Consider the following 15,157-nt stretch of genomic DNA (forward strand, 5'->3'; position numbering starts at 1 on the left):
CTACCTCCGCGGCGGAAATGGATCGACGCCGTGGCTATCACGGAGTCGAATGCGGCCGAGCCGGTCCTGCACGATCAACTCGCTCCGATTCGCGCGTGCGATCAGGCGCGCGATCTTCACCGCCGTCCGTTGGGGCACGGGCGGAAGCAGAAGGGTCGGCGAGCCCTCCTCACGCACCGAGAACTGCCGGGCGTGTCGAACGACCCAGACGTTCGGTCCAAGCTTGCACGATCGCACTCGCTGCTGCTGAGGCATGCGGCCTCCAATGGAAGAAACGATCAACTGGCCGCAGGTAGCGCGGGCGCCGGTGTCGGTGCCGGCGTGGGACTCGGAGTCGTTGTTGGAGTGGGAGTCGTCGTGGGAGTCGTTGGAGTTGCACGAACAGGTACGCGCTGCACGCGCATCACCATGCTCCAGTTGGCGAGCAACGACGGATCGTCCTTCAGCGCACTCTTCACGAACGCGTCGAGCACGCGGACGATCTTCCGGCCCTTGCGCAGCTTCTCCTTGAGCCCCGTCGTGGCGCCTCCACGCTTACCGCGGCTCTGCGTTCGGTCGTTGATCGCCAAGAGCATTCCGTCCGCCGCGCCGTTGAGCTGCGCAACGAAGTCCTGCGGTAGGCCAGCGGCGATGAACTCAGCGGAGAAGGGAGTCGCCGCCTGCGCCATACCATATGCGAGCGCAGCCAACGTCTCCGCTGCCGGCTTACCTCTCGGCATCTTGAGTGGTTCGACCTCCGGCGAAGCCGGGAGTTCCGCCGCCGCGATGCGAGCGATCGGAGCCATGTGATCGCGGAGGAGCGAAGCGCGAAGCGACGCCTTCTTTTGTGTCGCGCTCTGTGCCGCGAGATTGTGGCCCGTTTGATCCGACGCGTGGGTCGACAATTGTGCGATCGCGTCATCCAGCCGTTGCCGGGCTCCCGTGTTGACTACACCCGTGAGCTTGGCCGCGTTCTCATCGAGGAACGCGTGTACTGCGCGCAGTGATTGTAGCATGTTGCCCTGCGCTGTTTGCATCAAAACCTCCGTCGTCAAGTGTGTGGCGCGCGGTGGTGCGACGGTTGGCGTGCGCGCCTCGGCGCCATTTGGTGGCAATGGCTTTCGTTTTGTGGGCAGTGCCTCCTGTTTTGCGGTCGGTGTCGTCGAATTGTGCGGCGGTCGACCGAAGGGTCGAGAACAGTTCTTTCGCTGCGCGGTATGGTGATGTGCCCGTTCGCGCCAGCGTCCCGATCACCGATGCGCGACGTCTCTGCGCGACAACTCAGTTAGCGCGCCAATTCATTCTGCTCGAGTGCACCGCAGGCGCCGCGAACTCCACGATGCGGCGCCGCTGGCGCACGCATCGCTCAGCCAAGTGCACGCGCGAACACGTCACCTCTCAGATCGGGACTGTTGGCGCGCCGAGTGGTTCTCCTACATGAATGACCAAGGCGATCGTCGTCGCGACGCGACCGCTCAACGGCTTCGCCGAGCGAATGCCATCGTGAACTGCGCCAAGGATCTAGACGTGGCGGCGGACGAGCTGCGCGACCAGGCCAAGCACGTGATGTCCGCGGCGCGGATTCCTACTGCGAACTAGCCGGTCGCCTGAACGAGGCGACCGATGATGTCGCGCGATGGGCGACTCGCGTATACGCCGAGCGTCGCCCATTCGTCGCTCAGTCACCTCGTCTCTGCGATCGTTTGCGTCAGCTCCACACGAAACGCGATCCGCATCGCGTATTTCCTATTCGCCACCGAGCACGGAATGCACACCCGTCAACTGCGAACGCAGTGAAAGTGCGGTCTGCTCGTCATGCGCCGAATGACGCAGACATGACACGGCCCGGTTATTAATCTCCGCGAATGAGAGTTACCGAGTTGCAACCAGCGGTAAAGAAATTTTCCACGTGAGCATTGTGAGAACCTCGGCGAATTGGTTAGTGCGGCCGCACGCGAGTGCGGCACCCACCCGCCCGCATCCTCGGAGCCGTACATGGACACACCCACCCCGCACGCGACCTCGGCCAACGACACGCTTCTCATCGAGATCTCGATCCTTGCTCGCCGCTACGCCGGCGACATCGTCACGCGCGACGTCGCGGACGACATCGCACAAGACGTGGTCCTCGAGTGTCTCCTCAAGATGCGCGCTGGTGCGTGGCGCGTCGACCGCGACGCACTCGGGGCATTCGTACGCAGCGTGGTGCGACGGCGAGCTGTGGACTGGTTGCGTCGAAGTCAGCGCCGCTCGGAACGGAACGCCGAGCATGCGCGTGAGATCAACGAGAGCACGCATGCGTGGATGTCGCCGGAGTTGGCAAGTGAAGAGCGCGACCTAGCTGAGTTTCACGATCAAGCGTTGGCGAGTCTGCCGCGCGCGTGTCGTCGCGCCTACGTCATGGTGCGCGAAGAGCACGTCACCTATGACGATGTTGCGCAGCGACTCGGTGTCACGCGCAGCGCGGTGAGCTCTTTCGTGGTCAAGGCACAGCGGCGGTTCCGACATCAATTGTCGGAACGGGGAATTGAGGCGCCGATGGGAACAAAGAGGAAGGGAAGGCAGGAGCCGCGAAAGGCCACGCGGTGATTCCTACAGAAAGCGACGACCCGCATCGCGGTGCTATGCCGGCCTTCACGAGCTCACGCATCTGATCGCATAGGCGAACGATCTCGTGCAGCCGCACAGTCTGCGAGTCGAAACCCGTCGGACTGATCAGCGGTCGCGATCGCAATCGAGATACCGCTGGATGCTTTGTTGATCTGCTGCTTACGCTTGGCAATCTTGCCCGCCGTCTAGTTTTTCTCGCGGCTGTTCACGGCTTTGAACTTGCTTCCGCCGTTTGCGACCATGTCGCTCGACGAGCGTCAGTTCGCTACACAACTCGACGAAACGTCGGCGAACGTTGCATATGGCAGCACCGCCGTCGCGGCGGAAGTCAGCGATCATCTTGAAATCTGGCGCCAGACGTCCCGTCAACCACGTGGGTTCAAAACGCGCGTTTGCTTTCAACGCCACAGCGCTTCCTCGTGCTCGCCAAGCAAACGCGCCGGTATATGCGGTATCGCGTGCATCAGACGGCGAAGTGTAGGGCAAGAGGACTAGCCTTCGCAGACACAAGTTTTGGGCAAATGAAAGGACGGCCTATGGCTACCGCACTTTTGTGTCGTCGTTGATCACCATAGCTGCGTGTTCTTGTGGAATCACGACCTCTTCGGAACTTGTGTGGTCCAGCTCGATCAGCCTTGCAGCTCTTGGTCTGTCATAGGCCGATTCTTGTGCTCGATGCGTTAAAGCGCCGGGAGCAGGGGCGTCGCGCCGACGGACATTTGGAGATCCATCGCAGCGTTGTCGGAGTGCGCCCCGCTCGCACGTTTTCAGAGACTTCGAAAGAAGCCGCTAGCAGCATTCGCGATGCCTCGCGGAGTACCGGCACTTCAATCAATCACTTGTAGGAGGTACCAGCGATGCCTACGATCACCACTCCGGACGGCGTAGAGATCTTCTACAAGGACTGGGGGGCCGGTCAGCCGATCGTTTTCAGTCACGGCTGGCCCCTGTCGGCCGACGACTGGGACGCCCAGATGATGTTTTTCCTTGACCACGGCTACCGAGTGATCGCCCATGACCGGCGTGGGCACAGTCGGTCCGAGCAAGTCGGCACCGGCAACAACATGGACCACTGGGTCGCCGACCTTGCTGCACTGACCGAACACCTGGGCGTCCGCGACGCGATCCACATCGGGCACTCCACCGGCGGCGGTGAGGTGGCCCGCTACGTCGCTCGCCACCAAGAGCGGGTCGCCAAGGCAGTGCTGGTGGCCTCGTTGACGCCTAACATGGTGAAATCCGACGCGAACCCTGCAGGTCAGCCGCCGGAGTGGTTCGACGCGGTTAAGTCGGGCGTGCGTGGCAACCGGTCGGAGTTTTACCGGGCAGTCCCGGAGGGTCCGTTCTATGGGTTCAACCGTCCGGGCGCCAAGCCGTCTGAGGCCGTGATCGCGAACTGGTGGCGTCAAGCCATGGCCGGCAGCGCCCAGGCCCACTACGAGACCGTATTCTCCTGGCTGGAGGACTACACGGAAGATCTGAAGAAGATCACCGTGCCGGTGCTGGTCATGCATGGCGAAGACGATCAGATCGTCCCGTTCGCCAGTTCGGTGCCCCGCGCGGTCGAGCTGCTCGCGAACGGGGTGTTGAAGACATACTCTGGCTTCCCGCACGGCATGCTGACCACCCACGCGGACGTCCTTAACCCTGACCTCCTCGAGTTCATCAAATCCTGACGGGACGCCAGCCCCCAACAGAAGTAGGCAATTTGACTGGCGCGCTGCAAGGGTACGCCACTCGACCTACGTGGCCGCTCAGGGTCGTCAACATTCATCGCTCCCTAACGCGCGAATCCCGCTGACAGCGCCTCATTGAAAGCGCGCGGCACAATCGCTCCGACGTTGAGAGACTGCTGACCACTCGTCGATCGTTCCTGGCACGATCGAGATGCTCGGGCGGATCGAAGCAGGTTTGCAAATCGCCGTCTTGAGGCATCGCCAGCGCTTTGGCACAACGAGGCGCCGCGCGTCCCAATCCTACGGTTTAAGATTCCGCTTCTCGACGATCAGCTTTAGTGCGGTGGTGAGCGCGTCTGGAGCCGGAACCTTCACGTCGGGCTCGACACCGGTGCCTTCCCAGTTCGTCTTCGTGATCGGGTTGATCGCGCGGGCGAAGGGAACGCCAATCATGAAATGCTCATTGATGCGCTGGCCAGCGACCGGATGCGCGCCGCCGCCCGTCGTTTCGCCGACGATCGTCGCGCGCTTGAGCGCCTTGAGATTGTTCGTGAACTCTTCACCGCCGGAGAACGTGCGTATCGACGTCAACACGTACACGGGCTTGTCGTCGGGAATGCGCTTCCCGCTGACGTCGGTGTTCGTCCAGTACTCTCTCGTCTCGTTAGTGCGGCGCGTCCACAGGTCGTTGAGGTGGGTCCGCTTCGAGAAGAGATACGAGGTGATGTATGCGACCATCGCCGGGTCGCCGCCACCGTTGTCGCGAAGGTCGATGACGAGTGCATCGACGTTGGCGAGGAAGTTCATCGCGGCGCTTGCGGTCGCTCCGCAGACCTCCGGATCGGCGAACATGTTGAACTTGAGATACCCGACGTTGCTCGCGAGTTGCTCGGCCTTCACGAACCCGCAATTGATCGACTCCATCTGCCGCTGATATCGCGCGACGGCGTCCGGCGACGGCGCGGCGGATGCCGCCGGCTCGGGCGGGAGCGTGCCCGGAAAGAAGTTGACGCGCAGGTGTTTGTCGCGGCTGACGTCCTGAAAGTGCTCGGTGAGCTTCGCGGCGAAAGCGACGCCGTTCGTCACGTCCTCGTATTCGCCACGTTTGAGGCGGCCCCGGACCGCTTCGGCCATCTTCTTCGCGACTTCGGGAAAGACGTATGACTCGTCGAGCTTCGTGATCGCGCCTTCGATCGCGCTTGCGCGCGCCGCCGCGTCGATCTTGAAGTCGGCAACGCGGGCGCCGGGCGGAAGCGCCGCGAGTACGCTCGCCGCGCTGCCATTGTCGTTGATGTCGAGCTGACCGAACCCGAGCGTGCCGTGGTTACGCTCTTTCAGCACATACTCGATGTGCCGCGGCTGATTCTTCTCGATGCTGACGAGATCGAACCCGCGCGCAGTGAGACCGAACGACACCTGGTTATCTACGTTCTTGTGCGGCTCGTTCGTGCGGATGTACGCAGCGATCTTCGTCGAGTCGACGCTGTTGAAGGCTTCGAGCCAGGCCGAGAGCATCTTGCCGGCCGGGCTGTCCGGGATGGCAACCGGCGTTTTCTGTTGCGCGACGACCTGCGCGTGTGTGATGGCGAGTGGGATGACGATCGCCAGGGTGGCCGCGACAGGAGCGAACCGTTTCATGTGACCCTCGATCTGTTGTGGGACGCGGGAGCCAAACGAAGATCATGTAGTAACGCTCGTGGGTTCGCAACAGAAATGCGAGTCGTTAACCGACTCATCCGCGACTAGCGCCCGTTGGTCGACCGGGACGATAGCGACCGAGCGTCACGTGACATAAACCCGGGAGGGCCACCCACCGAGGCCTGGGAACAACGAATCTCATGGTCGATTGCGCAACGGAACTGTGCGGTTGGTCAAGCCTCGACTGTACGCTCTAACCAAATGGGCTGCAATCCGTTGCCGGTCGCGCACTCGCGATCCTCAGCCTGAGAAGTGGCGCAACAGGGCTTTTCGGCGCAGTTTTGCGGGCGGTTCTCCTCGCCCTTGCTTCGAACCGGCGCATGCACCTTCCCGAGCAGCCGACCTCCGGCCTTTCACCCGGCTACACCCAAATCACGTCGGCACTCGGCGACCGTTACCGCGTTGAGCGAGAGCTTGGACGCGGGGGCATGGCGACCGTCTACCTCGCGCACGACCTCAAGCACGATCGCAAAGTCGCGATCAAAGTTCTCAAACCAGAACTTGCCGCCGTTCTCGGCGCCGAGCGGTTCGTGGTCGAGATCAAGACGACCGCGGCGCTTCAGCATCCTCATATCCTCCCGCTGTTCGACTCGGGCACAGCGGACGGGCTGCTCTACTACGTCATGCCCTACATCGAGGGCGAGACGATCCGCGAGAAGCTGAACCGCGAGACGCAGTTCGGGGTCGAGGAGGCGATTCGTATCGCGCGTGGGGTGGCCGACGCATTAGACTATGCTCATCGGCACGGCGTGATCCACCGCGACATCAAGCCCGAGAACATCCTGCTGCACGACGGCCGCGCGATGGTGATGGACTTCGGCATCGCGCTCGCCGTGAGTGCCGCCGCGGGCGGACGGATGACCGAGACCGGGTTGAGCCTCGGCACGCCGCACTACATGTCGCCCGAGCAAGCGACGGCCGAGAAGGACATCACGCCGCGATCGGATATCTATTCGCTCGCGAGCGTTCTCTATGAAATGCTGGCGGGGAGTCCGCCGCACACCGGGGCCTCGGCGCAACAGGTGATCATGAAGATCATCACCGAATCCGCCAAGCCCCTTACGAGTTTACGAAAGTCGGTGCCGGACCAGGTCTCTGCCGCCGTCGACAAAGCGCTCGAGAAGCTTCCCGCTGACCGATTCGCGAGTGCGCGTGAGTTCAGCGATGCGCTCGGGAACCCAGCGTTCACCGCTGCCAGGAGTTCGGCCGCGGGAGCACCGAGCTTCGCGCGCGTCCGCCGGCGCGAAGTTGCCGCGTGGGTAATGGTGATGGCCCTGGCCGGCATTGCGGGTTGGGCGTACCGCTCCCGTCCGGTCGTCGAGCCCTCCGGCCACGCGATGAAGTTCGAGCTGACGTTCCCGAGCATGCAGCCCCGACTACTGTCGTCCGGCAGACACCTTTCCATCTCCGCGGACGGGACGACGCTGCTGTACGAGACGGTCGGACCGGTAGGCATTCCGCAGTACGCGAGCCGCCGCATCGACGAGACGGTGCCGACGCTGATCGCCGGCACCGAGAACGCGACGTTTGCCACGTTGTCACCCGACGGCCGCTGGCTTGCCTTCTTCCGGGACGGCATGCTCAGGAAGGTGCGGATCTCCGGGGGATCGCCTACGACGCTCGCGACCACCGCGCCCGGATTCATGAGCTGGGGATGGAACGATACGATCGTCGTCGGTGCTGCGGTCACGGACGCGGGGCGCGGACTTTCACTCGTCTCGGCCGCGGGCGGTTCCGTGCGCGACCTCGTCCGGCCTGATTCCGCGAGCCGCATTATCCGATACCTGAACCCGCGCGCGGTCGGCGAGGGCGATGTCGTCCTGTTTACGGCGCTGTTGACGTCCGGAGAACAGCGCATCGGGGTCACGTCCTCCAGAACTGGTGCAACGACGATTCTCAATCTCGTCGGAGTCCCGCTCGGCATGCTCGACGACCGCCTGGTCTTCTCGCGTCCCGACGGATCGATCGCCGCGATCCCGTTCGACGCTGCGAAGCGCCACGTGTCAGGTGAGGCGGTGATCGTCGTCGATGCGGCGATGCCGACGGGTGCGTCACTCTCGGATGACGGCACGCTCGTATACGAGACCGGGACCGCCGCCGCGAGGCTCGTGCTGGTCGACCAGCAAGGAATGTCGCGGCCGTTGATTCCAGCGCCGAAACCGTTCAGTCATCCGCGATTCGCGCCCGACGGGAAACGGATCGCCGTAGCCGTCGGCCTGACGCCCGCGAACACCGACATCTGGGTCTACGACATCAGCGTCACCGGCGCGCCCCCGACGGCGATTCGCCTCGCGTCGCAGGAGGGCGTCAATCACCTCAAGCCCGAGTGGACGCCGGACGGAAAGCGCATCCTCTTCGCGCTGACGCGGCCGGACTTTGGGGACATCAACAGCATCTGGTGGCAGGTAGCCGATGGCAGCGCACCGCCCGAACCGCTGTTGCGCATCCCCAATCGGCCGGTGCCGGAGGCGATTCTTTCGCGGGACGGTAAGTGGCTGGTGGTCCGTACCGGAGGCAGGGGCAACGGCACCAGCATGGACATCCGCTATCGATCGCTGCTCGGCGACACGACGCTCAAGCCACTCGTCGCAAGCCCCGCGGCCAGGAGTCTCGAGCCGACGCTGTCACCCGACGGCAAGTGGCTCGCGTACGTGTCGGATGAGTCCGGGCAACGTGAAGTATACGTGCGCGCATTCCCGGGCCCGGACTCGAAGTGGCCGGTATCGTCCGGCGGTGGCACCGAGCCAATGTGGGCTCCCGATGGCCGTCATCTCTACTACCGCGCACCGGCGAAGATCATGTCGGCGACGGTCGCGGCCAACGGTGCGACCTTCGCGGTCGCGGCCCGCGAGGCGCTATTCGACGATCGGTTCCTGCGCAACACCGTCCACGCGAACTACGACGTCGCGCCGGACGGTAAGAGTTTCCTCATGGTCCAGCGGGCAGACTCCGCATCTACCATCATCCTGGTGGCGAACCTTGGCGCCGAGCTGCGGAAGCGCGGGAAATAGGACGCCGATGCGATACCGTTCCCCCCGCGGCCTCGAGCCGATCGTGCGCGAGGTGATAGCTGTCCTTCGGCTTGGATCGTACCTTCACCGCCTTGACCACTCTCGATAGGAGATCACGATGAAGAATTACGTCACGGAATTCATCGGCACGTTTTTCCTGGTGCTCACCATCGGGCTCACCGTGCTCCAGGGTTCGCAGTTCGCCCCGCTCGCGATTGGCGCATCGCTCATGATCATGGTGTATGCGGGAGGGCACGTCTCGGGTGGTCACTACAACCCGGCCGTCTCACTCGCCGCGATGTTGCGTGGCGCGCTGGCGAAGAGTGAGTACCTCCCGTACGTCGCGAGCCAGTTGGCCGGCGCGACCGTCGCCGCGTACATCGCCTACCTGATCTTTGGGAAGACGTTCGCCCCCACGCCGGGTGCGGGCCATTCCGCCGGGCACGCCGTGCTCGTCGAATTCCTCTTTACGTTCGCGCTGTGCTACGTGGTGCTGAACTCCGCGGTGGCGAAGAAAACCCAGGGGAATTCGTTCTACGGACTCGCCATCGGGTTCACGATCGTCGTGGCGGCGTTTGCCGGCGGCGGCGTCTCGGGTGGCGCGTTCAACCCGGCGGTTGGCATCGGTCCGACAATCATCAATGCGACCGTCGGCGGCGGCTCGTGGAGCGCGCTGTGGATCTACTTAGTCGGTCCGCTGGCGGGGGCGGTCGTTGCCGCGAGCGTGTTCGGTGTACAAGAAGGGGTCAGCTCAACGGATGTCAGCGCTGCGCCGGCGCCGTCCCCCGCGAAGTCGTGATCACAGCGACGTCTTTCCAATCCGGGAGAGATCGTTGAGCTACACCCAGCTGTCGTCGGCGCTCGCCAGCCGCTATCGCATCGAGCGCGAGCTCGGCGCGGGCGGCATGGCGACCGTCTATCTCGCGCACGACGAGCGGCACGATCGCAAGGTCGCGATCAAAGTTTTGAAACCGGAGCTCGCCGCCGTGTTGGGCGCCGAGCGGTTTGTGGTCGAGATCAAGACCACGGCGGCACTTCAGCATCCTCATATCCTCCCGCTGTTCGACTCGGGCACGGCGGACGGGCTGCTCTACTACGTCATGCCCTACATCGAGGGCGAGACGATCCGCGAGAAGCTGAACCGCGAGACGCAGTTCGGGGTCGAAGAAGCCGTCCGCATCGCGCGTGAAGTGGCCGACGCGTTAGACTATGCTCATCGGCACGGCGTGATCCACCGGGACATCAAGCCCGAGAACATCCTGCTGCACGATGGCCGCGCGATGGTGATGGACTTCGGGATCGCGCTCGCTGTCAGCGCGGCCGCTGGCGGTCGGATGACCGAGACCGGCCTCTCGCTCGGCACGCCGCACTACATGTCGCCCGAGCAAGCGACCGCGGAAAAAGAGATCACGCCGCGCTCGGACATCTACTCGTTGGCCAGCGTGTTGTACGAGATGCTCGCCGGACAACCGCCGCACATCGGCGGTCCAGCGCAGCAGGTCATCATGCGCATCATCACCGAGCCCGCGCGGCCGGTGAACGAGTTCCGAAAGAACGTCCCGCCCAATGTCGTCGCGGCGATCGCGCGAGCGCTCGAGAAGCTGCCGGCCGATCGGTTCGATTCGGCGAGAGCGTTTGGCGATGCGCTCGCCAACGCGGGTTTCTCGCATGCGATACTGTCGGCGCCGATCGGAACGGTGACGCCGCGTGACACGCGCCGCGGATGGAGCGCCCGTGAGCTCGTCGCCTGGAGCGTGGCCGCCGTCGCGCTTGTTGGCGTGACGTGGTACGCCACGCGAAAGTCATCGGTGCCAATCGCTGGCCGCTTCACCGTCGATCTTCCCGACAGCGTTTCTCTCGGACCGACTGGCACGAGCCATGGACGGATTGCCATTTCGCGCGATGGCTCGGCGCTCGCGATTGTCGCCCGGGGCCCCGGGTCAGGCTACCGCAACATGCTCTATCTCCGCCGCGCGAGCGATCCGACGGCAACACCGATTCGCGGCACCGAGGATGCCATCTCTCCGAGTTTCTCGCCGTCGGGCGACGCAATCGTGTTTGCCGCGAAGACAGGTCTCAAGCGGGTGCCGATCAACGGCGGAGCACCACAGACCCTCGCACCGGCCGGGGATTCAGGGTTTTCATACAGCAGTTGGGGCGACGATGGCCGGATCATTTACCAACCCGCCAACGGCTTCGGGCGGTTGATGATCGTCTCCGCGAATGGCGGCGATTCGCGACCGGTTGCGGCTCCCGATACTACGAAGCGGATCTTTCAGCTCCGGCAGCCTGAGATGCTCCCGGGAAGCAAGCACGCGCTCGTGTCGTTCGTGCGAGGATCGCGGACAGCCAATGCCGCGCCGGACTCGATCCGCCTCGGCGTAATCTCGCTGGCCGATGGTTCGCTCACGGACCTCGAGATGCAAGGCGCTGAACCGCACTATGTCGCGCCGGGATATGTGTTGTTCAATCGAGGATCGGTCGTGCTGGCGGCGCCCTTCTCGCTTCGCAAGCGGGCATTCACCGGTCCGGCCGTGCGCGTTCTCGAAGATGTGGCGGGCGTGAATCCGGTGACCGCCGATTTCGCGGTTTCGCAGAACGGTTGGCTCGCCTATCAGGGCGGCGGGACGAATTTGACTGCGATGTCCGCGCTCTGGGTGGTCGACTTGCATGGCGTCGGACATGCGCTCGAGACGGAGGGCAGGAGCGTCGAGTCGCCCGCGGTCTCGCCAGACGGGAAACGCGTTGCCCTCGCGATCCGCCGCTCGCGAACGACTATTGACATCTGGACCATGGATCTCGCGAGCGGGGCACTCCGTCCACTCACCAGCGGTGGCAGAGACTTCAGGCCGACATGGTCACGCGACGGATCCCGCATCTACTATGCAGCGAACTCCCCAGATCCATCCGTGATGGTCCGAGCGTCGGATGGAACGGGCACGTCGTCCACGGTCGCGCCCTCCACCCCGGCGGCTGACTTCGCCCCTGGCCCCGCGCATGGCTACTCCGTGTTCCGGACGCCGGGCGCTAGCGGCGATCTCGTCATCGCGCCGACGGATTCGCTCATCGCGACGCGGGCTTTCCTCACGACGCCGGGCGCCGAGGTCGCTCCCGCCATTTCGCCGAACGGGCGTTGGGTTGCCTACATGTCGGATGCTTCGGGGCGCTATGAAGTCGTCGTGCGCGCCCTGCCAGGTCCGGGTGGAGAAGCGGCGGTGTCGGTCGGCGGCGGCGAGCGACCACAGTGGTCACCGGACGGAAAGACGCTGTACTACCGAGGTCCGCGACACATGATCGCCGCACGAATCGTGGAACAACCACAATTCGCGGTCACGAAGCGTGACACTCTCTTCATCGATACGTTCGCCCGTGGACCGGGCAACGAGTTCAGCATCTTTCCGAGCGGCCAGCAGTTCCTCATGGTGCAGCGCGGGCAGACGAAGGCACAGCTGTTCATGGTGGTCAACTGGCAGCAGTTGATCGGCCTATCGGCATCGAGCACAGATCTCGGTTCGACACCACCGTGACTGCCCCAGTGTCGTCCTTGTCCGCGGCGCTCGCGGACCGCTATCGCATCGAACGCGAGATTGGTCGCGGTGGGATGGCGACCGTCTATCTCGCGCACGATGTGAAGCACGATCGGAAAGTCGCCATCAAGGTCCTCGATCCGGAGCTCGGCGCGGTCATCGGCGCCGAACGATTCCTGAGCGAGATCAAAGTCACGGCGAACCTGCAGCATCCGAATCTGCTTCCGTTGTTCGACTCAGGATCGATTCCGGGTGATCCTCACCGAACCGATGGATCTGCTGTCCTCTACTACGTCATGCCCTTCGTCGAGGGCGAGAGCCTTCGCGCGCGCCTCGAGCGCGAAAAACAGTTGCCGGTCGATGAGGCCGTACGAATCTCGACGGCGATCGCCGCCGCGCTCGACTATGCGCATCGCAAAGGCGTCATCCATCGCGATCTCAAACCGGAGAACATTCTTCTCCACGAGGGGCAGCCGCTGGTTGCGGACTTCGGCATCGCATTAGCAATCTCGAATGCCGGTGGCGCGCGGATCACGCAAACGGGTTTGTCGCTTGGGACGCCGCAGTACATGTCGCCCGAGCAAGCGACCGGCGACCGCGTGATCGACGCGCGTACCGACATCTACTCACTCGGCGCGTTGGCCTACGAGCTGTTGGTCGGTGAGCCGCCGCACACCGGTGGGACGTCGCAGGCGATCATTGCCCGCGTGTTGACCGAAGCGCCGCGCTCCATTCGTGCGACTCGCCCCAGCGTGCCCGAGCACGTCGAAGCCGCCATCGGGCGCGCCCTCGCGAAGGTTCCTGCCGATCGTTTCGCGACGTCGAAAGAGCTCGCGGACGCACTGAACGGCCGCGCGTTCCCGTCGATGCAGTCATCGATCGCGTTCTCGGGAGCGGAGACTCGCTATTCAAGCCGAGAGCGTCGCTTCGCGATCGTCGCCGGCGTGCTCGGCGCGGTGGCCCTCACGATGGCCGGCCTTGCCTGGCGCTCCAAAGCTACGAACAACGCCACGCTGCCGCTCGTGCGCTTCACTTTCGACACGCCGAAGCGCTCATCGCTGCAATTGGCGATAGCGCCGGACGGTCATGCCGTCGCATACATCGCTCTGACGCCGGCTTCCATTCGCACCATCGTGCTGCGACAGTTCGGATCGCTCGTGCCGGACACGATCAAAGGCACCGACGACGTGTTCGGACTCTCATGGTCGCCGGACAGTCGAGAGCTTGTCTTTCACGCCAAGGGAAAACTCAAGCGGGCGAACATCGCGGACCGAAGCGTTCGAGTGATCGTCGACTCGGCGCTGTCCGGACAGGCGCCCGCAACGACGTGGAGCTCCACCGGCGTGATCGTCTTTACGGGTCCCGGAGGACAGCTCTTTCAAGTGCCAGAGAATGGAGGAGCCGCCGTCAGGATCGGCAATACATCTCCTGCGGTTCGATGGCGCGCGCCGAGCTTTCTTCCTGATGGGCGACATATCCTCGCGCTTCGGTACTCGGCCAGCGCGTCGGCGGACAGCTCCGGTCTATTCGTCATTCCGCTCGACGGAAGCCAGCCGATCCGCGTGGCGGCGCAGGCGTCGCGCGCGACGTTCGTCGCACCAAACCAGTTGCTCTTCGTTCGTGATCGCGCGCTTTACGCGCAACGATTCAACCTCACGAACTTCCGACTCGAGGGAGAACCGCAGTCGATTCTCGAACCTGTCGGCGAGAATACGGCGAATGGCGCGGCCGGCTTCAGTGTCTCGGACAACGGAATCCTCGTCGCATCCGGCGGAGACGCGGCGGGACTTTCGCGGCTCGCGTGGTATTCGCGAGCCGGCGCGAGGCTGTCGTCGTTGGGCGACAGCGCTCGCATCCTGGAGCTCTCACTGTCGCCCGATGATCGTTGGGCCGCCGTAGCCGGTGCCACGAGCGACCGAGAGATCCGATTGATCGACATCGCCCGCGGCGTCTCGAGCTTGCTGACACAGAGCTCGAGGAATGTGGTGTGGAGCCCGGATTCCCGCTCCCTGACTTATCCCATCAAGGGTTCCAGCGAGCTTCGTCGAATGCGACTCGGGGCGGGGCAGGACTCGCTCTTGTTCCGGGGAAGCGATGGAATGTGGCCACAGGACCACCTTGCGGATGGTTCCTTTCTGTTTGTTCGCCGGGACTCATTGTTTTCCCTGCCCGCGGCGCCGGCCGCGGCGCCGCGATTCCTGGCGAGCATAGCGGGCATCAACAAGGTTCGACTGTCCCCCGACGCGAAGCAGATCGCGTATCAATCGACTGAATCGGGAACGTGGCAGGTGTTCGTCGCGCGATATCCCGCAATGGACGAACGACACCAGATCTCGGCCGCCGGGGGAGTGCAGCCGCGATGGCGAAGCGACGGCCGCGAGTTGTTGTTCCTCGATTTGCAGGGGCGCGTCATGACCGCACCGCTTCGCGCTGGAAGCTCGACGGAGTTTCTCGCCCCGGCGATGCTCTTCCAGTCACCTGAGGCGCGGCCGCCCGTGACGTTCGACCAGTGGGCTATGACCCGAGACGGTCAGCGGTTCTTGTTCTTGGAGAACATCTCACGGGACGATCCGGCGTGGTCGTCGGTGAGCGTCGTGATGAACTGGTCGAGCCTGTTGAAGCGATGACGCCTGCGGCGCCGGCGAGCAGGGCTCAT

11 protein-coding genes and 1 pseudogene are annotated in these 15,157 nt (G+C 63.9%); 8 read left to right on the plus strand and 4 right to left on the minus strand.

What is annotated here, in order from left to right; all coding sequences use genetic code 11:
- Positions 1–255: a DUF2188 domain-containing protein gene (locus AC6H4Z_RS10010; protein WP_497546605.1), complete on the minus strand. Its 255-nt coding sequence runs from the start codon at positions 253–255 to the stop codon at positions 1–3.
- A 23-nt stretch (positions 256–278) separates the two neighbouring features.
- The gene (locus tag AC6H4Z_RS10015; RefSeq protein WP_497546606.1) at positions 279–1,016 is read right to left on the minus strand and encodes a hypothetical protein; all 738 of its coding nucleotides are present in this window, start codon (positions 1,014–1,016) and stop codon (positions 279–281) included.
- A 274-nt stretch (positions 1,017–1,290) separates the two neighbouring features.
- Here AC6H4Z_RS10015 and AC6H4Z_RS10020 point away from each other — a divergent pair, with 274 nt between their 5' ends.
- From AC6H4Z_RS10020 to AC6H4Z_RS10030, 3 genes are all read left to right on the plus strand, one after another.
- Complete coding sequence (locus AC6H4Z_RS10020) at positions 1,291–1,578, plus strand: hypothetical protein (protein WP_497546607.1); 288 nt, start codon at positions 1,291–1,293, stop codon at positions 1,576–1,578.
- Positions 1,579–1,602: 24 nt separating this feature from the next.
- Positions 1,603–1,776: a hypothetical protein gene (locus AC6H4Z_RS10025; RefSeq protein ID WP_497546608.1), complete on the plus strand. Its 174-nt coding sequence runs from the start codon at positions 1,603–1,605 to the stop codon at positions 1,774–1,776.
- 198 nt (positions 1,777–1,974) lie between these two features.
- A complete protein-coding gene (locus AC6H4Z_RS10030; RefSeq protein WP_497546609.1) occupies positions 1,975–2,568 on the plus strand; it encodes an RNA polymerase sigma factor in 594 nt (197 codons plus the stop codon).
- A 49-nt stretch (positions 2,569–2,617) separates the two neighbouring features.
- Here the strand turns inward: AC6H4Z_RS10030 and AC6H4Z_RS10035 are convergent.
- Positions 2,618–2,970, minus strand: a pseudogene (locus AC6H4Z_RS10035) (transposase); the annotation flags it as partial.
- A 476-nt stretch (positions 2,971–3,446) separates the two neighbouring features.
- Here AC6H4Z_RS10035 and AC6H4Z_RS10040 point away from each other — a divergent pair.
- Entirely contained in the window at positions 3,447–4,265 is an 819-nt protein-coding gene (locus AC6H4Z_RS10040) for an alpha/beta fold hydrolase (protein WP_497546610.1), read from the plus strand.
- 300 nt (positions 4,266–4,565) lie between these two features.
- On the opposite strand, the gene AC6H4Z_RS10045 is transcribed toward AC6H4Z_RS10040, so the two are convergent.
- Positions 4,566–5,903 (minus strand): S41 family peptidase, encoded by a 1,338-nt coding sequence (locus AC6H4Z_RS10045; RefSeq protein WP_497546611.1) that lies wholly within the window; start codon positions 5,901–5,903, stop codon positions 4,566–4,568.
- A 380-nt stretch (positions 5,904–6,283) separates the two neighbouring features.
- Between AC6H4Z_RS10045 and AC6H4Z_RS10050 the strand changes: the two genes are divergently transcribed.
- The 4 genes from AC6H4Z_RS10050 to AC6H4Z_RS10065 all read left to right on the plus strand — a co-directional run bounded on the left by AC6H4Z_RS10050 (position 6,284) and on the right by AC6H4Z_RS10065 (position 15,128).
- Positions 6,284–8,974, plus strand: a complete 2,691-nt coding sequence (locus AC6H4Z_RS10050; protein ID WP_497546612.1) for a protein kinase domain-containing protein — start codon at positions 6,284–6,286, stop codon at positions 8,972–8,974.
- Between the two features lie 118 nt (positions 8,975–9,092).
- Entirely contained in the window at positions 9,093–9,773 is a 681-nt protein-coding gene (locus AC6H4Z_RS10055) for an MIP/aquaporin family protein (protein ID WP_497546613.1), read from the plus strand.
- Positions 9,774–9,807: 34 nt separating this feature from the next.
- Positions 9,808–12,501 carry a protein kinase domain-containing protein gene (locus AC6H4Z_RS10060; protein ID WP_497546614.1) on the plus strand — a complete coding sequence of 898 codons (2,694 nt, stop codon included), beginning with the start codon at positions 9,808–9,810 and terminating at the stop codon, positions 12,499–12,501.
- A gap of 8 nt (positions 12,502–12,509) precedes the next feature.
- Entirely contained in the window at positions 12,510–15,128 is a 2,619-nt protein-coding gene (locus tag AC6H4Z_RS10065; protein WP_497546615.1) for a protein kinase domain-containing protein, read from the plus strand.
- Positions 15,129–15,157 lie beyond the last annotated feature (29 nt).

The organism is Leucogemmata humicola, assembly GCF_055379415.1.